Source organism: Corynebacterium flavescens (assembly GCF_008693105.1).
Taxonomy (GTDB): Bacteria; Actinomycetota; Actinomycetes; order Mycobacteriales; family Mycobacteriaceae; genus Corynebacterium; species Corynebacterium flavescens.
Map to the genome: position 1 here is coordinate 108,120 of NZ_VXKK01000009.1, position 23,038 is coordinate 131,157.

21 protein-coding genes, 1 tRNA gene and 1 other RNA gene are annotated in these 23,038 nt (G+C 61.4%); 17 read left to right on the plus strand and 6 right to left on the minus strand.

Annotated elements, in window-relative coordinates; translation table 11 throughout:
- Positions 1–7 precede the first annotated feature (7 nt).
- The 5 genes from F4V60_RS01030 to F4V60_RS12680 all read left to right on the plus strand — a co-directional run bounded on the left by F4V60_RS01030 (position 8) and on the right by F4V60_RS12680 (position 3,679).
- On the plus strand, positions 8–979 hold the full coding sequence (locus F4V60_RS01030) for a hypothetical protein (protein ID WP_075728934.1): 972 nt from the start codon (positions 8–10) through the stop codon (positions 977–979).
- Complete coding sequence (locus F4V60_RS01035) at positions 980–1,990, plus strand: hypothetical protein (RefSeq protein ID WP_075728935.1); 1,011 nt, start codon at positions 980–982, stop codon at positions 1,988–1,990.
- Positions 1,987–2,454: a hypothetical protein gene (locus F4V60_RS01040; RefSeq protein WP_075728936.1), complete on the plus strand. Its 468-nt coding sequence runs from the start codon at positions 1,987–1,989 to the stop codon at positions 2,452–2,454. The genes F4V60_RS01035 and F4V60_RS01040 overlap by 4 nt, the downstream gene beginning before the upstream one ends.
- 218 nt (positions 2,455–2,672) lie before the next feature.
- The gene (locus tag F4V60_RS12675) at positions 2,673–3,089 is read left to right on the plus strand and encodes a hypothetical protein (RefSeq protein WP_232315951.1); all 417 of its coding nucleotides are present in this window, start codon (positions 2,673–2,675) and stop codon (positions 3,087–3,089) included.
- 347 nt (positions 3,090–3,436) lie between these two features.
- On the plus strand, positions 3,437–3,679 hold the full coding sequence (locus F4V60_RS12680) for an HNH endonuclease (protein ID WP_232315996.1): 243 nt from the start codon (positions 3,437–3,439) through the stop codon (positions 3,677–3,679).
- Between the two features lie 130 nt (positions 3,680–3,809).
- On the opposite strand, the gene F4V60_RS01050 is transcribed toward F4V60_RS12680, so the two are convergent.
- Both F4V60_RS01050 and F4V60_RS01055 read right to left on the minus strand, forming a co-directional pair.
- Positions 3,810–5,219 (minus strand): MFS transporter, encoded by a 1,410-nt coding sequence (locus F4V60_RS01050; RefSeq protein ID WP_373862534.1) that lies wholly within the window; start codon positions 5,217–5,219, stop codon positions 3,810–3,812.
- A 515-nt stretch (positions 5,220–5,734) separates the two neighbouring features.
- Positions 5,735–6,958, minus strand: a complete 1,224-nt coding sequence (locus F4V60_RS01055; RefSeq protein WP_075728938.1) for a hypothetical protein — start codon at positions 6,956–6,958, stop codon at positions 5,735–5,737.
- A gap of 55 nt (positions 6,959–7,013) precedes the next feature.
- Between F4V60_RS01055 and gluQRS the strand changes: the two genes are divergently transcribed.
- From gluQRS to F4V60_RS01090, 7 genes are all read left to right on the plus strand, one after another.
- Complete coding sequence (gluQRS, locus tag F4V60_RS01060) at positions 7,014–7,934, plus strand: tRNA glutamyl-Q(34) synthetase GluQRS (RefSeq protein ID WP_075728939.1); 921 nt, start codon at positions 7,014–7,016, stop codon at positions 7,932–7,934.
- A gap of 96 nt (positions 7,935–8,030) precedes the next feature.
- Positions 8,031–9,584: a cation:proton antiporter gene (locus F4V60_RS01065; RefSeq protein WP_075728940.1), complete on the plus strand. Its 1,554-nt coding sequence runs from the start codon at positions 8,031–8,033 to the stop codon at positions 9,582–9,584.
- A 4-nt stretch (positions 9,585–9,588) separates the two neighbouring features.
- Positions 9,589–9,924 (plus strand): hypothetical protein, encoded by a 336-nt coding sequence (locus tag F4V60_RS01070; protein ID WP_075728941.1) that lies wholly within the window; start codon positions 9,589–9,591, stop codon positions 9,922–9,924.
- 125 nt (positions 9,925–10,049) lie between these two features.
- Positions 10,050–11,321 (plus strand): M20 family metallo-hydrolase, encoded by a 1,272-nt coding sequence (locus tag F4V60_RS01075; RefSeq protein WP_141256016.1) that lies wholly within the window; start codon positions 10,050–10,052, stop codon positions 11,319–11,321.
- Positions 11,322–11,504: 183 nt separating this feature from the next.
- Positions 11,505–11,735, plus strand: coding sequence for a hypothetical protein (locus F4V60_RS01080; RefSeq protein WP_075728942.1), 231 nt, complete (start codon positions 11,505–11,507; stop codon positions 11,733–11,735).
- On the plus strand, positions 11,732–13,192 hold the full coding sequence (locus F4V60_RS01085; protein WP_084559102.1) for a sodium:solute symporter family protein: 1,461 nt from the start codon (positions 11,732–11,734) through the stop codon (positions 13,190–13,192). Before F4V60_RS01080 ends, F4V60_RS01085 begins: the two co-directional genes overlap by 4 nt.
- A 72-nt stretch (positions 13,193–13,264) precedes the next feature.
- Entirely contained in the window at positions 13,265–14,704 is a 1,440-nt protein-coding gene (locus F4V60_RS01090) for an amidase (RefSeq protein WP_075728943.1), read from the plus strand.
- 23 nt (positions 14,705–14,727) lie between these two features.
- Here F4V60_RS01090 and F4V60_RS01095 read toward each other — a convergent pair whose 3' ends face one another.
- The gene (locus F4V60_RS01095; protein ID WP_075728944.1) at positions 14,728–16,341 is read right to left on the minus strand and encodes a PucR family transcriptional regulator; all 1,614 of its coding nucleotides are present in this window, start codon (positions 16,339–16,341) and stop codon (positions 14,728–14,730) included.
- Positions 16,342–16,673: 332 nt separating this feature from the next.
- Between F4V60_RS01095 and F4V60_RS01100 the strand changes: the two genes are divergently transcribed.
- Together F4V60_RS01100 and F4V60_RS01105 are read left to right on the plus strand one after the other, a co-directional pair.
- Positions 16,674–18,158, plus strand: coding sequence for a CoA-acylating methylmalonate-semialdehyde dehydrogenase (locus tag F4V60_RS01100; protein ID WP_075728945.1), 1,485 nt, complete (start codon positions 16,674–16,676; stop codon positions 18,156–18,158).
- A 17-nt stretch (positions 18,159–18,175) separates the two neighbouring features.
- Positions 18,176–19,474: an aspartate aminotransferase family protein gene (locus F4V60_RS01105; RefSeq protein ID WP_075728946.1), complete on the plus strand. Its 1,299-nt coding sequence runs from the start codon at positions 18,176–18,178 to the stop codon at positions 19,472–19,474.
- Between the two features lie 68 nt (positions 19,475–19,542).
- Here F4V60_RS01105 and F4V60_RS01110 read toward each other — a convergent pair whose 3' ends face one another.
- The 3 genes from F4V60_RS01110 to F4V60_RS01120 all read right to left on the minus strand — a co-directional run bounded on the left by F4V60_RS01110 (position 19,543) and on the right by F4V60_RS01120 (position 20,814).
- Complete coding sequence (locus F4V60_RS01110) at positions 19,543–20,070, minus strand: hypothetical protein (protein WP_141256014.1); 528 nt, start codon at positions 20,068–20,070, stop codon at positions 19,543–19,545.
- An 81-nt stretch (positions 20,071–20,151) separates the two neighbouring features.
- Entirely contained in the window at positions 20,152–20,367 is a 216-nt protein-coding gene (locus tag F4V60_RS01115; protein ID WP_075728948.1) for a hypothetical protein, read from the minus strand.
- 358 nt (positions 20,368–20,725) lie between these two features.
- Positions 20,726–20,814, minus strand: a tRNA-Ser gene (locus tag F4V60_RS01120).
- Between the two features lie 196 nt (positions 20,815–21,010).
- Between F4V60_RS01120 and ffs the strand changes: the two genes are divergently transcribed.
- The 3 genes from ffs to F4V60_RS01135 all read left to right on the plus strand — a co-directional run bounded on the left by ffs (position 21,011) and on the right by F4V60_RS01135 (position 23,015).
- An RNA gene (gene ffs / locus F4V60_RS01125) (signal recognition particle sRNA small type) lies at positions 21,011–21,105 on the plus strand.
- 92 nt (positions 21,106–21,197) lie between these two features.
- Entirely contained in the window at positions 21,198–22,469 is a 1,272-nt protein-coding gene (locus F4V60_RS01130; RefSeq protein WP_075728949.1) for an aspartate aminotransferase type Ic, read from the plus strand.
- A gap of 69 nt (positions 22,470–22,538) precedes the next feature.
- Positions 22,539–23,015: a suppressor of fused domain protein gene (locus F4V60_RS01135; RefSeq protein WP_170216843.1), complete on the plus strand. Its 477-nt coding sequence runs from the start codon at positions 22,539–22,541 to the stop codon at positions 23,013–23,015.
- The last annotated feature ends 23 nt before the right edge of the window (positions 23,016–23,038 follow it).

The window sequence follows — 23,038 nt, forward strand, 5'->3', positions numbered from 1 at the left end:
CAAGGCTATGGCTAATTACGCACTCAAAGCCGGCGGCTCGCGGACGGTACCCCAGGCCCCGGTCATCTTTATCGAGGTTTTTGAAACGGGGGCCGGCGGCGCCGCGTTGGAATTGCAGATTGAGGGGGCTGGGGTTGATGCGACGCGCGTCGACAAGCGGCGCCTGAGCGTGCGCGGCATTGTGGGCAGTGCCTCCATTGTTGTGCGCCCGCCTCTTGGCGCGACCTTTGGTACCAGTAGCAGCGTGCAGCTGCGGGTGGATACCGGCGAGCACCAATTAGACTTCCCCCGCGTGCTTGTCGACGCCGCTGAGGACGAGGGCGAACACCTCGCCGACGTGGTTGCCGCGGACGGTAGCTACCGTTTTTTGGCCTATGGCTCGGATGCGGGAACCAAGTATTCCGCTGAGGCCCGCGAGGTTCGCTCCACGGTGCGTCGAGAGGACTTGGAAGGCGTGGCGCTCTCCGAGTTCCGGGTCATCGTGGATAGTTCCGCCTCGATGGCGGTCAATACTTCGCGGGATGCCATTGCGGCCATCGCCCGCTACATTGACGGGCTGCGGGTGGGCTATACCGCGCGTAGCTTTAGCATCACCGATGGGCAGGCAAGCTCCCAGAATACAGAGGTCCCCCAGCTAGAGGAGTTTGTTACCAAGATCATCGCGGCCGGCGCGGACCGTGTGGGATCACGGCGCTGGGATGCGCAGCGCGAGCGCACTCGCGGCGCGGATACCCTCACCGTCTATGTCACGGACGGTCCCACCTCAGACATGTTTGAGTCCTCCGCACCCACCGCTGTTCTTATCACGGGTCCCATTGCCCGCCAAGAACGAGAGCTTGCGCGCAAGAGCGCGGGGCGCGCTCCCGTGGCCTTCGCCGTCATCGATGATGAGGCCATCGCGGAGCTTAAACAGGGCAATGCCACAGGCCTTGCGCAACTGAGTGAGCAGGTAGCCCAGCTTTTGAAGGAGAAGAACTAGATGAGTACCCTAGCGCGTTGCCCGTGGACCTTCCAGCCTTTGGAAGATGGCGCGACGGTCAGTCCCTATACCCACCGGGAACTGCTCCCCGGCTGGGCCGATTCGGTGACGCATTGCATCGCCATGGCCGGTGCCCGCGCCTCCGGAAAGTCCCTCTATACCGCGGTGATGGTGAAGCAGCTGCAGCTGCTGGCTAACCACCACAAGGTCTCCGTCCTGGCGGCGGATGAGTCGACGGAAGAGCGCTTCCGGGAAAACTATGAGATTCCGCTCTTTGAAGAGATGAAGATCATGGGCGCTACTCCCTCCGCCCAGTCTGACCAGGCATATCAGCGCGATCCGCTCATCTTTGATCTTGGTCAATGGCCCGACGCCGAGGGCCGGCTGCGCACCAACTACCTGGTCTTTCGTGACGTTGCCGGGGAGGACCTGGAAAACCTCCCAGAGGATAGGTCCAGCTTGGACTTCTTCAAATTCGCGGACCTAGTCATCTTCCTTTTCGATCCGCTGCGCGTTCCGCAGGTGCAGACCTACCTCAAAGGCATCGTCGCCACGCAGGGAGAGCTGGGCGCAGCGCCTTTAGACGTGCTGCGCAACCTGCTCATCCTCGTGGGCGAGGACGCGCCGCCTTTGGCCGTGACGGTTTCGAAGTTCGATACCCTCCAGAAATTGGAGCTAGTCAGCGGCACGGAGTGGGCGAAGATCATGGGCAACCACGGTGCCGCGTTCCGTCGCGATACCGGGTGGAACTTTAGCTTCGATGACGCCCAGATCCTCGACCTCGAGGTGGAGTCGCTGCTGCTGTTGATGCAGGCCGATGATTTGGTCAATACCGTGCACCGCATTGGCAAGCGCGAAGAGGGCGCCTTCCAGTACTTCGCGGTCTCCGCACTGGGTGAGTCCCCGCAGGGCGAAGAGCTCTCGCGCAGCGGCATCGCGCCTTTCCGCGTGCTCGACCCCATCCGGTGGTTGCTCAGCTCGCGCGGAGTGATGTGGAGCGACGTCGCATGAGTTTCGGTACACCGCAGTTCGACGGCGCGGAAGACTACCGCTTTGCCCAGGTATCGCAGCACCAGCGGCAAGCACGCCGCGCGGTGGATATGAAGGCACTCTGGGCGCCACTGCCCATCAAGATAGCGGCCGCACTGGAGCTTTTCAGCGCGGCCTACCTTGTGTACTACATCTTTGATCTCGTGGGCGCGGAGCGCGTGCCGGAAAGCCTGTCTCGCATCGACCACCTGGCCGGGGAGTTCGCGGCTTTCTTAGGCCTCATCGTATTCGCGCTGTGTGTGCTCACCGTCTATGCGCTGCGCGCACAGAACTGGGCCCGCATAGGGCTCAGCGTGCTCTCGGCCTTGTTCGTGGTGCTCATCATCGCCCCACGGGTGTGGCCCGTCTCCCTCGCGGGCATTGCCGTGGTGGTCTTGTTGTGGCTGCCCGCCAATAGGAAGTGGTTTGGGTTCGGCGCGGCTTAAGTGGCTCTTCTGGTTGTAGAGTGCATTGGTTTTGTTGGTCAGCACCGAGCCCGATCATTCAGGATAGGCCGGATGGCCTTTTTACCGCACTACCTAATTCTGGCTAGGCGGCCCGGCTGTGGATAACCGGGGTGGTGCGGGTGGGTTATCCACAGTTTCCTTACTGGGTGCGGGTTGGGGATTGTCGCGGCGGTGGGCGGTGTCTTAGCGTGGCGGTCATGGGCTTGCAGGAGTATTTCGCACAACTTAGCCGGGGTGTTGACCTCGTTGCCGAGTGCTCAGGGCTGTCTGCCCCAGACCTTGAGAAGATGGGGGCTAGCGCGCAGGATGCCGCCGAGCTTATAAGCCTGCACACCATCTACTTCGGCCCCACACCCTACACAAGCAAGCAGCGCTCGGCCGTTAATGCGGCCAGGCGCAACGGGCACACCTTGAGCACTCTGCGCCACATCGAATCCTTTACCCGCCGCGTTCAAGGACGCCTGGCCACGTGGAACCTACGCGTAGAGTTATGCGCCACGCCCAGCGAGCAGGTTACTGCGGTAGCCAGGCGCCGGCTGCGCGAGATGCGCGCCCCCGCGAGTATTGCGAGCGCGCACTGTTGCGCCAGCACCCCAATGGGCTGGCTACCTTGACAGTGACCGGCAATGGGTTGGATATGGCGGATGCCTTCCGAACCATCGACCATAAGCGGCCAGGCGAGAGCTTTATCGCCCGCATGCTCGGCAAGGCGGACGGGGCCCCGGCTGAGCGTACTCGTGTGACGACTATGGCAGTCCTCCGGCTGGAGGACTACGGGAAGCTTGTACGCCGCGAGCGCGATGATGTGATGGTGCGCACCACCAGTGGGACTGTTATCACCGGCGCGCAGCTTGTAGAGCGTGCCTGTGCTAATGAGGGTCTTATTACGGTGATTAGTCGGGCGCTGGGGCCGGTGGACTTGTACCGCTTTGAGCGCTTCGCATCATCAAAACAGCGCACGATGCTCGCAGCAGAGCACCCCACGTGTGCGTGGCCGGGCTGTACCATCCCGGCAGAGCGGAGCCAGTTCCACCATCTCACGCCGCGGAAGCACGGTGGGGAGACTAACGTTGCCAACCTAGTGACCTTGTGTAGCTATCACAATGGTGTTAATGAGGATGATCCGAATGCGCCACCGCGGCGCGGGCGCCTGACCCGTAAGGGCGGGACAATAGTCTGGCAGCCACCGCACACCAGCCTTTAGGATAACAAGCCCAACGGCGACTTCCAGCACCCCAAAAACAAACCCAGCCCGCGATCCTCCCAACTGCAAGAGATGAGTGGCTAGAGGAAATGGACTTTTTTCTGTGGAATCCGAGTGACGATTGAGGGCCTTAGGCCTCTACGCCCTTAGGTTCAACTGCGGCACTATCGCTGCTCGTCGTTGTATCGGAGAAAGGCATATGTGTGGTGTCGATATTGGGATCGGCATCCTGGCCCTTGACTATCTCGATGGCTTCCTTTTTGGACTCGACGGTGGGGAAGGACCCCATCAGCGGCTTCTGTGAAGATTCCTTCATGAACAGAAGAGCGACACCAGCAAGTACGGAGAAAGCCATGATGTAGAGCGCCGGCACAATGTCCAGCCCGGTCTTTTGCAGCAGGAACTGGGTGACCAGTGGGGTGGTGCCGCCGAAGAGCGAGACGGAGACGTTGTAGGAGATTCCCATGCCGGAAAAGCGCGAGGCGGTGGGGAAGAGCGCCGGAAGTGCAGAGGCAGACAGCGCCACATACAGGCCGGTGGGGATGGCCACCATGCACAGTGCGATGAGCACTGCAGCGATGGAGCCGGTGTTCATAATCAAAAATGCAGGGACCATGAGAACAACGGTGGCGCCCACAGCGGTGGCGTAGACGGGCTTGCGGCCGACCTTGTCGCTCCAGCGCCCAACGAGGGGGAGCAACAGGGACATCGCAACGAGGACAGGCACGGTCACGGCTGCCGCGGATGCGGCGTGCAGGCCGATTTGTTCCTCCAGGTAGATCGGCATGTAGCTGGTCAGCGCGTAGCCGGCGGTATTGGTCGCGGCCACGATAGCAATTCCGATGAGCAGCGCACGCCAGTGGTGGCGGATGACGCCGACGAGGCCCAAGCGTGCGTAGGGATCCTCGGTGTCCTTTTCAATGCTCTCTTCGTCCTCGGACTGGTTGTCCTCGAAGGAAGGCGTTTCCGGAATGCGGGTACGCAGATAGACGGCGATGATGCCCAGCGGGATGGCGGTAAGGAAGGGGATGCGCCAGCCGAAGTCGTGCATGGCAGTCTCGCCGGCGAAGTGGGTGCTCAGCCACGTGGTGATGGCGACTACGGAGGCACCGGCGGCGAAGCCGAGGTAGGAACCCATATCAAGGAAGGATCCGAAGAAACCGCGGCGCTTATCTGGGGCGAACTCTGCCACGTAAGTGGTGGCGCCGGCGTACTCGCCGCCGGTGGAAAAGCCCTGGACTAGCTTGAGTACATAAAGCAGGATGAGCGCCCAACCGCCTATTGAGGCGGCTGTGGGCAGCAATCCGATGAGCGCGGTGGAGATGGCCATCATGGCCATCGTGACATAGAGGACTTTCTGGCGTCCGACTTTATCGCCGAGTGGGCCTAAGACCAGGCCGCCGATGGGGCGGACGAGGTAGGAGACCGCGAAACCGAACATCACCGCGAGTAGCTGCCACTCTTCGGGTAGGCCTTGGGTGAAGACGGTGGTCATGGTGACGGTCAGATAACCGTAAATACCGAAGTCGTACCATTCCATGAAGTTTCCCACCACGGTGCCTTTGATAGCCGGGCGGATCTTCTCTGAGGTAACCACGTTGACATCATCAACGCTGAGGCGCTGTTTGCGCTGCTTCTTGGATTCTTTTTTAGATCGTTTAAGATCCACGAGTTTCAACCTCTCGTCTATAAGTGAAACGGGCAGCGGTGAGTGCACCGCACAACCCTCGAGCGAGCTTCCTTCTTCCTGACTGTCTCCTTCTCAAAATTCCGAAAGAATCGAGCCCAGGTTTGTGCCTAGGGAGGTATCCAAAGATGCGCTCGGTTCGTGCAATGACAAAAAAGTCTACTCCCCCCGGAATGCCATTTGCCAAGCTAAGTAAATTAAATACCTGCAAAAATGGCGAAAATGTATAGCTAATCCGCTGGGCAATGGGGGTAGGTCACAAATTGGTTAAGGCCTCCTTGTGACAGCACTGCGGGCCGTGATCACGGATGATCACGGCCCGCTTGTGGTGAGGTTGCGACCCCGATTTTCGGAGACCCTCGGGGGGCTTAAGCCTTGGCGCGCAAGGAGGCGAGCGCCTGGGCGTTGCCGGCGCTGGAGAAGAGCTCATAGGCAATGCCGTAGTTGCGGCGGGAGTTTCCGGTGTCCCCGGCGGTGGCGTAGCGGTCCCCCAGAAGTTCCGCCACTGTGGCTACGGCGCTGAACTCTTCCGGCGCGGAGGCAGCCTGCACAGGGTTGGTGGCCATGAAGTCGAGGAGTACCTGGGTGGACTTGGCCATAGACTGGGAGACGGTGCGCAGTGTCTCTGAGAAGAAGGCTATCCACCGTGCGCGTGCCAGGAGGCTGCCTGAGTTCTTGGCCTTGACATAGTAGGAACCGAGCAGGTCATGGGCGTCCTCGGTGCGCTGCATCTCGAGGTACTCCATCACGCGGGCCAAGAGCAGGTCAACCTCTTTGCCGGGGTTTCCGGCCTCGCCATAAAAGTCCGCTGCGAGGTCAAGGAAGCTCAGACGTGTGGCGGAGGAGACCTGTCCGGCGGCGGCGTCCTGGTAGAAGCGGCCAAGCAGTGCAGCGGGCAGACTACTGTGCATGGAGCTGGGCCGGGCGGCATCGAGGTACTCGTGAGAGGTGCGGGCTACTTCCTCGCGCGCACCGGCATCCGCGGAGGCGTAGAGGAAGCCTACCGCGGAGTCCAAGACCATACGCAGGGATTCCTCGTCGTGCTCGAGTCCCTGCGCGGCCTCGTTGATTGCGCGGAACTCGGCGCCATGGGCTGCGACGTCCCCGGACTTGGCCGCGGCAAGCCGCTCGCGCAGATCTGCTCGCGGATCAGCTTTGGCTGTGAGGCGCTGCTCGAGAGCTGTTGCCATGTCAGAATCGCTGATCTTGGCTATAAAGGCCTCGGCGCCGGCGAGGTCGCCGTCGTTGAGGCTGTCTTCGGCCAAGTAGCTATACCCGATGTTGATGAGCGAGGGCTGGCCAGTGATGGCGCCCAAGGATGCAACGTGGTAGTAGTCCTCGGAGCTGGGGGCGTTGCCGAGCATGCGCCGCAGGACTTCCCGGGAGAGGAAGAAGTAGGACAGGGATGCGGAATCTTCGAGGGAGCCGCTAAAGACGTCATCAGAAAAGGCTTTTTCAATCTCGGCGTTGACCTCTGCGAGCAGTTGGGGTGCTCGTTCCAGCGGAGCTTCGCCGTTGTTGACGTAGGTATAGATGGCTTCGGCGTTTGCAACGTCGAGGAGCGGATACTTGGTAGCGGCTGCGTTATCCATGGGTGTCGATACTAATGCACGGGCGAGACAAATTCGCCCCGTAGACTTGTTTTCTATGGCACACTCCGCTCTAGCACCCGGCGCGGGGCGCTACGCCCCCAGCCCCTCGGGGGATTTGCACTTTGGAAACCTGCGCACAGCGCTGCTGGCGTGGCTGTGCGCGCGTTCCACGGGGCGTCAGTTTCATGTGCGCGTGGAGGATATCGATACCCAGCGCTCCACCGCGGCTGCGGCCAAGCGGCAGCTCGAGGACCTCGCGAACCTCGGCCTGGACTGGGACGGCGAGGTTGTCCACCAGCATGATCGCTATGCAGCCTATGAGCAGGCATTGGCGCGTTTGCCCGTGTATGAGTGCTATTGCTCGCGCAAGGACATCCAGGAGGCGGCGCGGGCCCCGCATGCTATCCCGGGCCAGTACCCGGGCGCCTGCCGCAATCTGGATGAGGTGGCGCGGGCTCGCAAGCGCGCGGAGCTCGCCGCGCAGGGTCGGGTTCCCGCGCTGCGCCTGCGGGCTGAGGTGTCTAGTTTTAGCATTCATGATCTCCTCCGCGGCGAGTACACAGGTGAGGTTGATGACTTCATTCTGCGCCGCGGCGGCAACGCCGATCAGGGCCAGGATTGGGCCTATAACCTGGCCGTGGTGGTCGATGATGCTTTTCAGGGCGTGGACCAGGTTGTCCGCGGCGTCGATTTGCTTTCTTCCGCCCCGCGCCAGGCCTACCTGGCCCAGGTCTTGGGCTACCCAGTACCGGAATATATTCACGTTCCGCTGGTGCTTAACGCAGCCGGCAAGCGCCTGTCCAAGCGCGACGGCGCCGTGACCTTACGCCAGTTGCTTAAGACCCACACCTTGGGGGAGGTTTTTGCCCAGTTGGCGGCCTCCCTGGGCAGCGAAGCAAAGAATACCGCCGAGCTGCTCAAGGGCTTTGACGTGCTTGATATTCCGCGCGAGCCCTATGTGTGGCGGCCGCAGTAGTACATGAAGCATTACTTCAGGCGTCGCCCTCCATCGAGGGCCGTGAGGCAGTACTCTATTTCTTGTAGAAACCGCGGGTGAAGTGAGAAGAGTGAAATGGAAGTCCTTCTAGTACTCATCGGTTTGATGCTGTTGACGGTGGTCGTGGTCGCGGTGGGGGATAAAATCGGCCTGCCCTGGCCGGCCCTGCTGACCATCCTTACCGCCGTCGCCGTGTTTACGCCGGCGCTGCCGAGCCTGAACGTGCCCGCTGAGTTGATCCTTCCCATCTTCCTGCCGCCGCTGCTGTGGGCGCTGGCGCGGCGCACCTCGTGGGGAGTCATCCGCGAGCAGTGGGTGACCATCTTGAGTCTCTCGGTTCTTCTGGTGGTGGCCACCACTTTCGCCGTCGGGCTCACGGCCTTTGCCTTCTTGCCTGGCCTGGGCTTCGCCGGCGCGATTCTCATTGGTGCGGCCATCGCTCCGCCGGATCCGGTGGCCGTGGAGGCGGTGGCGGAGCCCGCCGGCATCCCACGCCGTATCATCTCCGCCCTGCAGACAGAGGGCCTTTTTAATGACGCCGCCTCCATCGTGGCCTTCCACCTGGCGCTCATGGCCGTGGTCAATGAGGGGGAGCTCACCTGGAGCGGGGCGATTGTCAATTTCATCTACTCGGCGGCGGTGGCCTGCATCCTCGGCTGGGTGGCTGGCAGGCTGGCCGCGATGTTTATCACCCGCGTGCACGAGGTCAATGCCCGTAACGCGCTGACGTGGGTGGTGCCATTTGCGGTGTATATCTTCGCCGAAGAAATCCATGCCTCGGGCGTTATCGCCGTGGTCATCGCCGCCGTCGAACTCAGCTCCCGGGCTGATATTCAGGCAGAGGACAGGCTCTCGGGGCAGTCTTTCTGGGAGACCATCGAGCTGCTCTTTACCGGCGTGGCCTTTGGGCTTATCGGCCTCAACGTCAGTGATGCCGTCGCGGAGGTCGGCGCGGACCTGTGGCACTCGGTGCTCGTCGGCGTCATCTTGTCCTTCGTGGCCTTCCTCGTGCGCCTGGTGTGGATGTATGTCTACTACCGGATAAACCTGCGGCGCGGAAAGCCGCGGGTGGCGCCACTGCGCCTGCAAGAGGTCTTGCTCATGACTTGGTCGGGGATGCGCGGGCTGGTGACCTTGGCCCTGGTACTTTCCGTTCCCTCGGGGGCCTTTGGCTTCCACCATGAATTGGCCGTTATCGCGCTGACCGTGCTGCTGGTCACCATGGTTATCCCGGGGCTTTTGTTGCCGTGGCTGATGAGTCGCCTCGATCTGACCCAGCATTCCGAGGCGGCGGCAGACAAGATGCGCATGCAGATCACCAAGCAAGCGCGCCGCGCCGGGATTTCCGCCATGCAGAAGCACTTCTCAGAGCTAGATCCGGAGATCACCGCCAATATCGCGCAGTGGCTCGAGGACCGCCTGGGTGAGGACGAGGACGGTGAGGATGCCTCCACTCGTATTCAAAAGGCCATCCGTGCGCGTGATATTGCGCTGGCCGCGCGGCGCATTGCCCTCATCGGTGCGCAGCAGGAGCTGTTGAACATGCGGCGCGATCGCAACTATAACCCCATGATCGTGGACGAGATCCTGGAAGAGGTTGACCGCATGTCCCTGAGTACTAAACACTAAGACCATGGATGCTTATCATTACGGGCAGCTCGAGGACAGCTTGGATTATCTCTTCGACTTCTTCGATCAGGACCTTGCGCAGCGCGTTCACGCAAGCCAGGAGTATGTCCCCGCCGGAATGGAGGAGTTCTTGGGGGACAACACCCTCGAGGACTTCGTGTGGCTGTGGGTCAAGGAGCCCGGTGCCAACGGTTTCCGGCAATACTTGCGGGACGGCGGCTATGACGAGGCCGAGGTGGCGCAGGCCTTCCTAGAATGCCGCACCGAGTGGGGCATGAATACCCTGCCACACATTGAGTGGTTGCATGAACGCAGCTTTGCGACGCCGGTTATAGATTAAGGCCGCGCACCTGGACACAGTGTCTTTCTCACCTGGAACCTCCGGACACTTTCAGTCTTGTTGGGCTTTCCTCGCGATGGTTAATTGGCTTTAAGGCCCCATCGTGCAGAAAGAGGAAAACACACATGAGCACCACCTTCACGGAAGCCTCCGGGATTGAGGCGCAGGACTTTATCGACGATTTCCATCGGACCTGGGAGTTCGGTGCTACGTCTCATGACGGCGTCGACAGGCAGGCCGGTACCAAGCCGCACGGACAGTTGCGTGATTGGTTCAGCGCCCAAGCCCGCGCTGCTGGTTTCGAGGTACGCATTGACCCTATCGGCAACGTCTTTGCCCTGCTGGACTTCGTCGACGGCGCTGACTACGTGCTCACAGGCTCGCACCTTGACTCGCAGCCACTAGGCGGCAGGTTTGATGGCTGCTATGGCGTCATTGCTGCTCTGCATGCGGCGATAGAGATTAAAAAGCGCGTGGAAGCTGGGCAGATGGAGCCCAAGTACAACCTGGCGGTCGTGGACTGGTTCAACGAGGAGGGAGCACGTTTTGCTCCCTCCATCATGGGATCTTCGGTGATGTGCGGTCTCTTTGACCTCGAAGAGACGCTAAGCATCAAAGACGCCCAGGGCATCACCGTCAAGGAGGCCCTCGAGTCCATTGGTTACCTGGGCAGCGATGAGGCGCCCAGCGTGGCGGCCTATGCCGAGATCCACATCGAGCAGGGGCGCCTGCTGGAGAGGAATGCCACCGCCATTGGCGCGGTGACCCAGTCCTGGTACACCCAGAAGCTCTACGTCGATGTCATCGGGGAACAGTCCCATACTGGGGCCACCATCATGAAAGACCGCCACGATGCCCTGCCCGCTGCGGCGATGCTGGTGTTGAAGACAGAGCAGGTGGTCGAAGAGTTCGAGCCCGAGCAGATTGTGACCTCCGTGGGGCAATTCGACGTGGAGCCGAACTCTCCCATCGTGGTTCCGAGGGAGGTAAAACTCGTCATTGACCTGCGTGCGCACCGCCGCGCCGACGTCGAGAAGGCGCGCGAGATTCTCGTGGATTATTGCGAGGAGGTGGCGCGTGCTCGCGATATCACCATCGAGGCTCGCGACTTCGACATCCGCGACCATCAGGTCTATCCCGAGGATGGCGTCGAGTTGACGGAGAAGGCCGCCGCCAATACGGGCATCAGCTGCATGAGGATCGAAACCATGGCCGGGCATGACTCCGTTGCCGTCAACCGCATTGCGCCGACAGTGATGACCTTCGTGCCCTCTGAAGGCGGCGTATCGCACTGCGAGCGGGAGTTTACCTCCGACGAGGACCTCGTCAACGGGCTGGTGGTGCACACCGAGATCATCTCGCGCTTGCTCGATGGCGAGCTCGATCACCTCAAGTAGGCCGTGCGCCGCGGCCCGTCTAGCTAAGGCCCAGCCAGTTATTAGCAATGACTTAACAATGATTCTTCACATGAGGGTTAACACAGTGTCATCGAAAGCCGGCAATGCTGACACAACGTGACTTGTAGGCAGTGTTTTTCTCCGCAAGACTAATTAATGCCACGACACCAATGGAGGTAACGCATGACCCATCTCACCCGACAACACCTCGTCCTATTAGTGCCCGTGTTGGCGCTGGTACTTACCCCCCTAATTCCGATGAATAGCAACGGAACCCTATTCCTCGGCTTCCCCGTGATCATCATGTGGGTCGTCGTCTGGTCCATCGCCACGACGCTCATCTTGTCCTGGCTCTATCGCAATGAAGCCGAGCTCGGGGATGCCCCCGGCGCGAAAGAGGAGGCAATCGCGTGATTTTTGCAGCAATCTTAGGGATCATCCTCATCGCCGTCCTCGGCTTCATGGGCCGCCGCGGCAGCCTTGATACCCACTCCGGCTGGTCCATCGGTGACCGCGGGATGAGCTCCATCACCACCTTCTTCCTCCAAGCTGGAGCGATCTTCACCAGCTTTACCTTCCTCGGCATGTCGGGACTTACGGTCCTCGGCGGGGTCTCGGCCACCTACCTTCCCGCATACTTGGTGCTCGGATACATCGGTATGTTCCTCATCGGGCCCATTGTCTGGAAGCTGGGAAGCGTATTTAACTATCACACCAACGCGGACATGGTGGGTCACCAATTCGGCAGCAAGATTCTGACCAAGACCGTCGCGATTGTTTCCGTGGTCTTCTTCGTCCCCATCGTGCAGGTACAGATCGTCGGCCTGGGAACCATGGTCTCCTTTGCCACCGGCGATAAGTCCGCCGGCACGCTGAGCATGGTGGCCTCGACCGTCTTGATTCTCTTGTTCGTGGCCTGGGCCGGGCTCAAGGGCGTGTCCATGACGGCGTACTTCAAGGACGTCGCTATGGTCGTTGGCCTCGTCGTTGTCCTCATCGGAGTTATGGTTCACTACGCAGCGCAGGGCGGATTCAATGAAGTTATGGACACCATGCAGAATCTCATGCTCATTGAGCCTGGCACCAAGACCTATGGCGTGGTCTGGTTCCTGACCAGCGTTATCATCAGCGGCATCGGCCTGGGTGCCATGACGCTTCCGGAGAGCTGGCCTGCGGTCCTCGCGGCCAAGAACTCCAAGTCCGTCTCGAAGAACCACGTGATGCTGCCTTTGTATTCGCTGTCCACGCTGGTTCCCATCGTCATTGGTTTCTATGCGGCCACCCACCTGGAGATCAACAAGGGCGAGGAAAACTCCGCCATCTTGGAAGTAGCACAGCAGTCCCTGCCTGGTTGGCTCATGGGCTTTGTCCTCATCGCCGGTATTTCTTGCGCGATTGTCCCCGCCGCACACTGCGTGCTCTCCATTGCGACGCTTATTTCCTCCAACCTGGTTCCGCAGGACTTCCTCCCGGAGCGGCGCCTTCTGGTTGGCAAGGGTTCCTCCGCGGTTATCTTGCTGTTGTCCTTGGGCCTGGCAATTCTTCGCCCGGACCTCATGGCCAACCTCTACCTGCTGACCTACGCCGGGTTGGTGCAGCTCGCGCCCGCCAACATTTTGTCGTGCACGAAGACCACCTTTATCAACGGCAAGGGCATTCTCGCCGGCATGCTCGTCGGCGTGGGCATCGTCATCGCCTTCACTATTACCGGCTTCCACCTGTGGGGCATGAACAACGGTATCCCCGCCATCGTGGCCAACCTCGTGGTCATGGTTGCAGTCTCCGCCCTGACCGGGCCGGCACGCCGCCCGGAGATCGACTCCGCAGACCACAACACTGCCCCCGTGGGCGCGAAAGTGCCGATTCACTAGAGAACCAAGCATTTTCTACCTCCCCACCATTGTTAAAGTGGTGCTGAAGAACCGAAAGGAACCAGGTCAGACATGTCCTATCCAGAGCTAAGCGCGGAAGAACTCATCACCGAATACCGGCGCGGGACAACAACGCCCACGGAGGTTGTCGGCTCCCTCCTCGAGCGCATCGACGCTCTGGAACCGGAGCTCAATGCGATCACTGAAATGCTGGAGGGCGCGCTACGCCAGGCGCAGGCCGCGACCGAGCTCTGGCGCAAGGATTCGCACGCTTACCGCGAGTTCCCCTTGCTGGGGGTGCCGGTCATCATCAAGGAAAAGCATGCGATTGCAGGCTATGACGTGGACCAGGCGCTTCCGGCCGCCGCGGTGACCGCCGTGGAGGATCACCCCGTGGTGGAAAGGCTGCGAGCAGCTGGGGCCATCCTCTTGGCGCGCTCGGCCAACCCGGAGTTCTGCGCGGCCACTTTTACCGCTTCCTTGGAGCACGGGGTCACGCGCAATCCCTGGGATACCTCGATGAGCCCGGGAGGCTCCTCCGGTGGATCCGGCGCGGCTTTGGCTGCAGGTTATGCGCCTTTGGCCACGGGTTCGGACATTGGAGGATCGACGCGCATTCCGGCCTCCATGTGTGGCGTCGTTGGCTATAAAGCGCCCTATGGCGTGGTGCCAGGTATTCATCCCTCCACGATGGATTGGTACCGCAGCGATTCCGCGATGGCACGCACCGTGGGGGATGCACTGCTGATGCACAACACGATTAGCGGGCAGCATCCCGCAGATCCGCATAGCCTACCCAAGAAGCCGGTGGAGGTAGCCGCGGCTGGCGCCACGGTGCAGGGCAAGAAGATTGGCTACTCCACTGCACTCGGAAACTTCAACGTCGATGTCGATACCGCGGCGAATGTGGAGCGCTCCGCCTTGCTGCTCGAGGAACAAGGCGCGGTGGTATCCGCGGTCACTCCGAACTGGACCACGGAAGAGATCATGGAGGCCGCTCTCGCGCACTATGGGCACACCTTGGCGCCAGTCATGGCGGACACCTTGGAGGCAACGGGAGCGGCGGCCTCGCCCTATATCGGCGAGTTCATTGAGACCACGCTGCAGGCAGCAGCCCGGCTGCCGCTGTACAAGACCTTCGAGCGCGAAAGCGCCATCCGGGCGGAGCTGGCGCGGCTTTTTGCCGACGTCGACGTGCTCCTCGCCCCGGTTACTGCCTGGGGCCAGTACCCCGTGCAGGGCCCAGCGGAGACGGTCAACGCAGACGGCGAGCATTATTGGAAAGACTATCTGGCCATTCCCTTCAACATTGCCAACCGGCACCCGGCTTTGGCTGTGCCCACGGGCATCAACCGCTTCGGGCTTCCTACCGGCGTGCAGATAGTGGGGCGTCCCTATGATGAGAAATCCGTATTTGAGGTCGGCTTCGTTCTCGAGCGTGCAATCGGCTGGGAGCACCGCTTTACTTCCGCAGCGCCTAATGTGACCACCGCGGCTACCCCGGCGACCTAGGCTGACGCAGCTGGTGCCTCCGCCTACTCGCCGAAGTAGGCGCGCACCGCCAGGCTCAAGGCGAAGAACTCCTTGCCGTTGTTAAGGTCCATCGACAAGAGCCTCTCGATGGTGGAGATGCGCGAGTATAAGGCCGTGCGCGAGAGATGCAGAACCTGCGCGGCGGCCGAGCGCGAGGTGGGGTAGTCCACGATGGCGCGGGCGGTAGGCAGCAGATCTCCAGTGTTGCGCTGATCGTGGAGCAGGAGTGGAGTGAGTAAGGATTCACTGAAGGCCTGGACATTAACGTCGTCGTGAAGCTTGTGCAGAACCCCCTCCAACTTCTCACGCGTCATGACGCGGAAGTTGACGCCGGTCGCGGGCAGCTCCTCGTCGATCTTCGCGAGCTGGTGCAAGGCCGCCCCCAGATCGATGGGCCCCTCCAGCCCCACCGCCACGGTGACGTTGAGTGCCACGCCCAAGGCCTCGAACTCTGCCAGCATGCGCCTCTTTAACTCGCCCACCTGGTAGCGGTGCGGGTCGACCGAAACCGCGCCCACGATGCGGGTGGCATCGCTTTCCTGCGGGGCCACCAGCACGTCCGTGTCGGGCCCTATGCGCAACAAGGCCCCGCGGACCTGGTCCAGGGTGGGCTCGCCTTCGGTGGCGGAGCGCACCTCGAGGGCGATGACGCGACGGCCGTCGGTGCGGAAGCCATTGGATTCTAGGACCGTCTTCTGGCCGGTGACGGTGGTGAATCGGTGGTGCAGCAAGCGGTCGAGGCCCATGCGCTCGCGCAGGTCAATCCAGGAATTGGGGGAGTGGGCGCTGAGCCTTTCGATGGCCAGGGACATCGAGGCATGGCGCATGATGTGCGTGGCCTTGGAATCGCGCTCGCCGGTGCGCCGCACGAAGAGCCTGCCCCAGTGATTTCCCTGGGCCTGGATGTCGATGAAGTCCCAGGAAACGCCAGGTTCGTGCGGATCCGGCACGCTCACAGGATCGGCCACCAGGCCCACGCCGCGGGTGCTATCGGCCCATTCGCGGGACTTGGCCTCCCAATTGCTCAGCAGTTGGGAGGGAAGGAAGTGCCCCTCGACGTAAAGGACCACGCGGTGGTTGAGATCCTCTAAGACCACGGGCAGCTCCAGCTCGCGGGAGGCGTGGAGGACAAGCTGCTCGGGCGGGGCGCCGTTGAACATCAAACCCCAAAAAGAGGAGTTGATGCGCTGCAGTGCCTCGACCTGCTCGAATTGGCGGTGCAAAAGCTCGGAGTGCACGGCCTCGGTGATTTCGACGAATTTCACCTCGTCATAGGTGGCGATGAGCGGCAAGCCTAGTTCCTGGCAGCGGTGCACAACCGCGGGAGGCACCTGGGAGATCTGTACGCCGACCTCGACGAGCAAGGCCACGGCCCCGGAGCGGTGGAAGCTGTCTATGAGGTGGCGCTGCTGACGGGGCGGGCGGTCAAAAATGATGCCGGAGGTGAGCAGCAATTCGCCGCCGTTGAGGAGTTCGGCGCCGCGGGCGGTATCGACCACGTGTACCCAGCGCACCGGGGTGTCGAGCCTGTCCGCGCCGCAGATGACCTCAGTTTTTGCCTGCATGAGCGCTGGTAGGGCGAGGATGTCCCGCAGCGTCACGGAGCTGGATTTCATGGTTGTTAAGTCTTTCTTTCGGGCGGAGGGCAAGGCCCGTTGTGGCCGGCCTTCTCGGCATTCAAAATACCAGTCAATCACTAGAAATTAGAAACGGTGTGCACAGTGTTCATTTTTGACACTCGATCTGAACAGATTAGGACTACTGGGCGACTGTACCTGCTGTCACAATATGTGTTACCTCCCCTAAAAGGCCTGTACAGAAGTACTCAGGCCCTTAAAAGAGGCCGCGGCCAACGCGCCAGACACAGTGTTCTTTTTTCAGCGCATTCAAGGTCTGGATACGCCGTGAGCACGGAGGCCGCACGCATAAACACACGAGAGGAGTGGCAGTGACCACAGTTATCCCGCACATTATCAAGGGCCAAGAAGTCTCCGAATCCGCGAGCTTTTCCCCGGTGTTCAACCCGGCTACCGGTGAGGAAACCGCACAGCTTGCCGTGGCCGATTCGGCCACGGTGGCAGATGCCGTCGCCAAGGCGCAGGAAGCGTTGCCGGCCTGGCGTTCTACGGGGCTGGCCAAGCGCGCGGATGTGTTCTTCAAGTTGCGTGAGATCATCACCTCGCGCCAGTCCGAGCTCGCGGAGATCATTTCCCTCGAACACGGCAAGGTGCCCTCCGATGCGGCTGGTGAGATTGCCCGCGGCCTCGAAAACGTCGAGTTCTGCGCCGGCCTTCTGCACCACATGAAGGGCGAGTACCTCGAGCAGGCCGCCACCGGCATCAACGTCCACCAGGTGCGTCAGCCTGTCGGCGTCGTCGCGTGCATTACCCCCTTCAACTTCCCGGCCATGGTTCCGCTGTGGATGGTCACCGCGGCCATCGCCGCTGGTAACACCGTCATTCTCAAACCTAGCGAGCGCGATCCTTCCGCCGCCAACTGGATTGTCAAGGCCTTCCACGAGGCCGGCCTGCCCGAGGGCGTGTTGAACCTCGTGCACGGCGGCAAAGACACCGTCGAGGCCCTCATCGAGGCCCCGCAGGTCAAGGCGGTCAGCTTCGTCGGTTCCACACCCATTGCCAAGTCCATCTACGAGCGTGCCACCGCGCTGGGCAAGCGCTGCCAGGCGCTTGGCGGCGCGAAGAACCACATGGTCGTCATGCCGGACGCGGACTTGGATGCGGCTGCTGACGCCGCCATTTCCGCCGGCTTCGGCTCCGCGGGCGAGCGCTGCATGGCCGTCTCCGTCGTCGTTCCCGTCGGTGACATCGCCGATGAGCTGGTGGCAAAGATCCGTGAGCGCATCGCCGACATCAAGGTCGGTCCCGGTACCGATCCGCAGGCAGAGATGGGGCCGGTTATCACCGCCCAGGCCAAGGAGCGCATTGAGGGCTTCATCGCCGGCGCCGAGGAGTCCGGTGCCAGCGTGCTTGTCGACGGCCGCAAGGCCGACCTTCCCACCTCCGGCTACTTCATTGGTCCCACGCTTGTCGACGACGTTGTTCCCGGCATGCCCGTCTACGACGAGGAGATCTTCGGACCAGTCCTCGCTGTCGCCCGCGTGGATACCTTCGACGCGGCGGTCGAGCTCATCAACTCCAACCGCTATGCCAACGGCACCGCCGTATTCACCCGCGACGGCCGCACCGCCCGCGAGTTCGAGTTCAACATCGAGGTAGGCATGGTGGGCATCAACGTCCCCATCCCAGTGCCCATCGGTGCCTTCTCCTTCGGCGGCTGGAAGGATTCGCTCTTCGGCGATACCCACATCTACGGCCCCGAGGCCTTCAACTTCTACACCCGCCGCAAGGTTGTCACCGAGCGCTGGCCTCTGCCCAGCGAGTCCCAGGTCAACCTCGGCTTCCCCACTCACTAAAGCAACGGAGAATAACAATGGACGGCAACGTTTTCCACTCCTGGTCGGCACAAGACCTCATTGACCCCATCGACGTCGTATCCGGCAGCGGCGCCACCTTCCAGGACCGCGCTGGCAAGAGCTACTTGGACTTCGCGGCGCAGCTGGTCAACCTCAACCTGGGCCACCAGCACCCGCGGCTTATCCAGGCCATTCACGAGCAGGCCGACAAGCTCTCCACCATCGCGCCCGCCTTCCACAATGACACCCGCTCGCAGCTCGCCAGCCTCATCGTTGATGCGGTCGGGGAGAATTACGGCTCCGTCTTCTTCACCAATGGTGGCGCGGATGCCAACGAGAACGCGGTGCGTATGGCGCGCGGCTACACCGGACGTCAGAAGGTCATGTCCACATACCGCTCCTATCACGGTGCCACTACCACCGCTATTACCCTGACCGGTGATCCGCGGCGCTGGAATAACGAGCCTGGCGACGGCGGCGTCGTCCATTTCTTCGGCCCCTACTGCTACCGTTCGCCCTTCTGGGCCACCACGGAGCAGGAGGAATGCGAGCGCGCGCTTAAGCACCTCGAGGATCAGATCATCTTGGAAGGCGCGAATACCATCGCCGCCATCATCCTAGAGACGGTCGTCGGCACCAACGGCATCCTCGTCCCGCCAGAGGGCTACCTGCCTGGCGTGCGTGCGTTGTGTGATAAGTACGGAATTGTCTACATCGCCGACGAGGTCATGGCCGGCTTCGGCCGCACGGGCGAGCTCTTTGCCTACCAGAACTTCGACGTCACCCCGGATCTCATCACCTTTGCCAAGGGCGTCAACTCCGGCTACGTGCCCCTCGGCGGCGTCATCTTGTCCCGCGAGATCCAGAAAACCTGGTCCACCACGCCTTATAACGGCGGCCTGACCTACTCTGGACACCCGCTGGCCTGCGCTCCCGGCGTTGCTACCTTCGAGGTATTCAAGGAAGAGAAGATCCTCGAGCACGTGAAGGACCTGGGTGAGCGCGTTGTGCGCCCGCGCCTAGAGGCCATCCGCGATAAGTACGACATCGTCGGCGAGGTCCGCGGCCTGGGCCTGTTCTGGGCCATTGAGTTTGTCAAGGACAAGCAGACCCGCGAGCCTCTCGTGGCCTTCAACGCCTCCGGTGCGGACGCCGCGCCCATCACGCAGTTCTCCGCATACTGCAAGGAGCACGGCGTGTGGCCCTTCGTCCACGGCAACCGGGCGCACATCACCCCGCCGCTCATCATCACCGAAGACGAGCTCAACCGCGGGCTCGATGTCTACGAGGAGGCCATCGCCTCGCTCGCTGCCTAAGAGATCAACTGCTTTCCTGGGGCCCTATTCACCGTCAACACGGCATAGGTGAAAGACCTTAATAGCTGCTAGCGCAGGGACTGGGCCATGGTGTCGTAGTAGTAGAGTCCATCGCTGCCTTGGTAGCAGTTGGTTACCTGGATTGGCTGCATGTCGCTGTTTTGCGTACAGCCAGAGAAGTTTCCAAAGGGACCCACAGTGCGCCACTCCATTTGCGGTCCGCCGCTTTGGACTTCAGGGGCCTGGGGAGCTTGCTGCTGAACGGGCTCTTCCGGCACTGCAGGGGCTGGCTCCGGTGTGGCGGTGGGGGTCGGTCGCGGCGATGACTTCTTAGTGGTGGTCGTGGATGTGGGGCGCGGGGGCTCGACATCGAGCGTGGGCACGGAGGTGACAGGGAAAGAGGGCAAAGAAAGCTTTTCGACGCTGTCCGGGTTGTCCTTGGCAATGCTGTACAGGTAGGCATACTCGGAGACATCCACCGGATCACCCAGTGCGGCTGTGAGCTCCTCTTTGCTGAGCTCCTTGTTGTCATCAGCATCTATCGACGAGGCTTTGATGCCGAGATCCTTCCCGCTCTCGATCTTGAGAATTTCCACGGAATCAGTGCTGTCGATGGTGGGGCAGAAAGTCCGCGTGTAGTAGCTGCTGGGTGCACTCAACCTAACTGCGGGATCGCTTTACTCACCATACTTTTGCTCCAGGGTGGTATGCGTCCGCTTGAGATTAGCCAGAACATCGGGGTCCATGGCGCACCAGTCATCGGGGATGTCATAGAAAGCGCGGGCTGCCGAGGATGTTGCTGCCTCCTTCGCGGATTCCTCGCCCGAGCAGGCGCTAAGCGCGAACGCGGGTAGAGCAAGTGCAAGTATGGCGAAGCGGGCGCTGCGGCGCATGAGAGACCTCTTAGGGATAGGGAGTCAAAGAAAAAGCCGGACAGGGCGCTAAGGCGGGAGAGAGGCGCCTGGAGTCAGGCCCTTTAAGGCTGTAGGAGATTATAAAGGAATCATTAGAATTTCTTTTGCTAAATCTTAAACCGGTTGGTTCTTATACCCCTAAAGGGTCCTTGCATGTCTTGGGTAGCGCGGGGTGGGGCCCGGGAATGAGTTTCCTCGGTGTTAACTGCAAGCAGTGGCCCAGTTTTTCAATCTAGGGCCCACTATTTACCGTGAACACGGCGCGGACCTCGAAAAACTCCACGGATAGCAAAAGTCTCGAGCACCGTTCTAAGGACGATGTCTCGAGACTTCACAATGGCGGAGGATAGGGGATTTGAACCCCTGAGGGATGTGACTCCCGCACGCGTTCCAGGCGTGTGACATAGGCCGCTAGTCGAATCCTCCGAGAAGAAACTTTAGCAGTGCTGGCAATTGGAATGCTAATCGGCAGGTCAGAGCGCATTCTGGGAAGGCGGCTTAACGTGAGTGGGTGGAGAGCGGCGTCCAGGCGGAGCCCAGCCGGTGGCGGGGCTGTGGCGAGGCGGTGAGGAGCTAGAGGGGCGCATTTGAACAAAGCACAAGAGTCGGGCTAAGGTGAGGGGCAGGATTCCACGTGGCGTCCATCCTCTGAACTCCCCCAGGGCAGGAATGCAGCAAGGGTCAGGAGGCTCTGGCGGGTACGTGGGGTCCGTTTTACGTTTTAGGCTTCCGGGGTGGAGCGTTTGGCGAGCGAACCTACTACACTGGCTCTCCGAATGTCCGAAACTCTTTGGAAGGTACACGCCGAGATGTCGCTTCTTAACATGGAAAAGTCCGAGCAAGCCGAGCTGGCGGCGCAAGTCCGCAAGGATTACGCCGAGCTTAAGGCCAAGGGCCTGAAGCTCGATCTGACCCGCGGGAAGCCGAGCCGCTCGCAGCTCAACCTCTCCAATGACTTTCTGGAGCTGCCAGGTGCCACCAACTACACGGATGCTGCTGGCAACGATCTCCGCAACTACGGCAACCTCGAGGGCATCAAGGAGCTGCGCACCTTGTGGGGCCGGCTCATCAACGTTGATCCGGAACTGCTGCTGGCGGGGGATTCTTCCTCCCTCAACATCATGTTCGATCTCATCTCCTGGTCCTACGCCTTTGGCAACAATGATTCGGACCGCCCGTGGCGGGAAGAGGAGAAGGTCAAGTGGATCTGCCCGGTTCCGGGCTATGACCGCCACTTCTCCATCACGGAGCGCTTCGGTTTTGAGATGATTACGGTGCCCATGTTGGAGGACGGCCCCGATGTGGCCGCCATCAAGGAATTGGTGCTGGACCCGCAGGTCAAGGGCATGTGGCTGGTGCCTATGTTCTCCAACCCCACGGGAGTGACCATCTCCGAGTCCGTCGCGCGCGAGCTCGCCGCCATGGAGACTGCGGCCCCGGACTTCCGCATCGTGTGGGATAACGCCTATGCCGTCCACATCTTGGGAGATGAGTTCCCCAAGGTGCTGCCCATCGTGGACATCGCCGCAGAGGCCGAGCACCCCAACCGCTTCTGGGCCATGTCTTCGACCTCGAAGATTACCTTCGCGGGCTCCGGCGTTGCCTTCTTCGCGTCCTCGCGCGCGAACCTGGATTGGTACCTCTCCATTGCCGGCATTCGCGGCATTGGCCCGAATAAGATCAACCAGTTCGCCCACTACGAGTTCTTTGGGTCCTCCGAGGGCGTGCGGGCTGTCATGCGCCGGCATGCAGCACTGCTGGCGCCGAAGTTCTCCGCCGTCGAGCGCATCCTTAACAACCGCCTTGGTGAGTATCAGGTGGCCAAGTGGACGGAGCCGGAGGGCGGCTACTTCATCTCCCTCGACGTCATCGACGGCACTGCCACCCGCGTCTGGGAGCTGGCCAAGGAGGCAGGCATCGTCTTGACCAAGGCGGGCGCCTCCTACCCTTATGGCAAGGATGACAACGACCGCAATATCCGCCTCGCACCCTCCTTGCCCCCGCAGGAAGAGGTGGAGACGGCCATGGACGGCGTCGCTACCTGCGTGCTCCTGGCGGCTCTGGAGAAGCTGGGGGTCTAGGCCATCAACCGCGCGGAGACTACCTTTTGGCTTTCGCAGTGCATCCCCGCCCCGCTGAGTTTTGAGCAGGTGGGCGGCCGCGAACTGGGCCTGGCCGCGCTCGATGGCGGCCAATCGCTGGCCGTCACCACCGCCTTTGCTGATGTCGATACCGGCCTGCAGCACGCCGAGCAAGGCATCGATGTGCGCTGCGAGCTCCTCGCGGTAGCGCGTGCGAGCCAAGAGGACGTGGCCACCGCGGTCAACGCTGCCGCCGATATGCTCGAGCGTGCGGGCGGGGTACTGCCTGCCCAGCCGGGGGTGTTGCTGCCGGGTTGTGTCGACGTCGCCAAGCATGGCGTCCACCACGGCCTGCTCATCGTGCCCTACCTGTGGGGCGGGCAGACGCCGCAGGTGGCGGAGGAGAAGCGCCTGACGCTGGTGTGTCAGCTGCTGATGCTGACGGATTCCGAGTATGCCTATGCCGTCGAGGAGGGCGTGGGTGCCTTCCAGGAGGCGGTGGCTGAGCAGGGCATTGACCTGCTGGATTGGTCGCGGGAGGGTTAGCCTCAGCCGGAGGCGGTAGACTG

Excerpts from the sequence above, each read along its gene's own strand:
- F4V60_RS01115 (WP_075728948.1), bottom strand. The coding sequence starts at position 20,367 with ATGCGCCGCAGCGCCCGCTTCGCCATACTTGCACTTGCTCTACCCGCG.
- F4V60_RS01090 (WP_075728943.1), top strand. The coding sequence starts at position 13,265 with ATGTCCTATCCAGAGCTAAGCGCGGAAGAACTCATCACCGAATACCGG.
- F4V60_RS01065 (WP_075728940.1), top strand. The coding sequence starts at position 8,031 with ATGGAAGTCCTTCTAGTACTCATCGGTTTGATGCTGTTGACGGTGGTC.
- F4V60_RS12680 (WP_232315996.1), top strand. The coding sequence starts at position 3,437 with ATGCTCGCAGCAGAGCACCCCACGTGTGCGTGGCCGGGCTGTACCATC.
- F4V60_RS01080 (WP_075728942.1), top strand. The coding sequence starts at position 11,505 with ATGACCCATCTCACCCGACAACACCTCGTCCTATTAGTGCCCGTGTTG.
- F4V60_RS12675 (WP_232315951.1), top strand. The coding sequence starts at position 2,673 with ATGGGCTTGCAGGAGTATTTCGCACAACTTAGCCGGGGTGTTGACCTC.
- F4V60_RS01030 (WP_075728934.1), top strand. The coding sequence starts at position 8 with ATGGCTAATTACGCACTCAAAGCCGGCGGCTCGCGGACGGTACCCCAG.
- F4V60_RS01035 (WP_075728935.1), top strand. The coding sequence starts at position 980 with ATGAGTACCCTAGCGCGTTGCCCGTGGACCTTCCAGCCTTTGGAAGAT.
- F4V60_RS01075 (WP_141256016.1), top strand. The coding sequence starts at position 10,050 with ATGAGCACCACCTTCACGGAAGCCTCCGGGATTGAGGCGCAGGACTTT.
- F4V60_RS01055 (WP_075728938.1), bottom strand. The coding sequence starts at position 6,958 with ATGGATAACGCAGCCGCTACCAAGTATCCGCTCCTCGACGTTGCAAAC.
- F4V60_RS01040 (WP_075728936.1), top strand. The coding sequence starts at position 1,987 with ATGAGTTTCGGTACACCGCAGTTCGACGGCGCGGAAGACTACCGCTTT.
- F4V60_RS01050 (WP_373862534.1), bottom strand. The coding sequence starts at position 5,219 with ATGGAATGGTACGACTTCGGTATTTACGGTTATCTGACCGTCACCATG.
- F4V60_RS01130 (WP_075728949.1), top strand. The coding sequence starts at position 21,198 with ATGTCGCTTCTTAACATGGAAAAGTCCGAGCAAGCCGAGCTGGCGGCG.
- F4V60_RS01070 (WP_075728941.1), top strand. The coding sequence starts at position 9,589 with ATGGATGCTTATCATTACGGGCAGCTCGAGGACAGCTTGGATTATCTC.
- F4V60_RS01095 (WP_075728944.1), bottom strand. The coding sequence starts at position 16,341 with ATGAAATCCAGCTCCGTGACGCTGCGGGACATCCTCGCCCTACCAGCG.
- F4V60_RS01105 (WP_075728946.1), top strand. The coding sequence starts at position 18,176 with ATGGACGGCAACGTTTTCCACTCCTGGTCGGCACAAGACCTCATTGAC.
- gluQRS (WP_075728939.1), top strand. The coding sequence starts at position 7,014 with ATGGCACACTCCGCTCTAGCACCCGGCGCGGGGCGCTACGCCCCCAGC.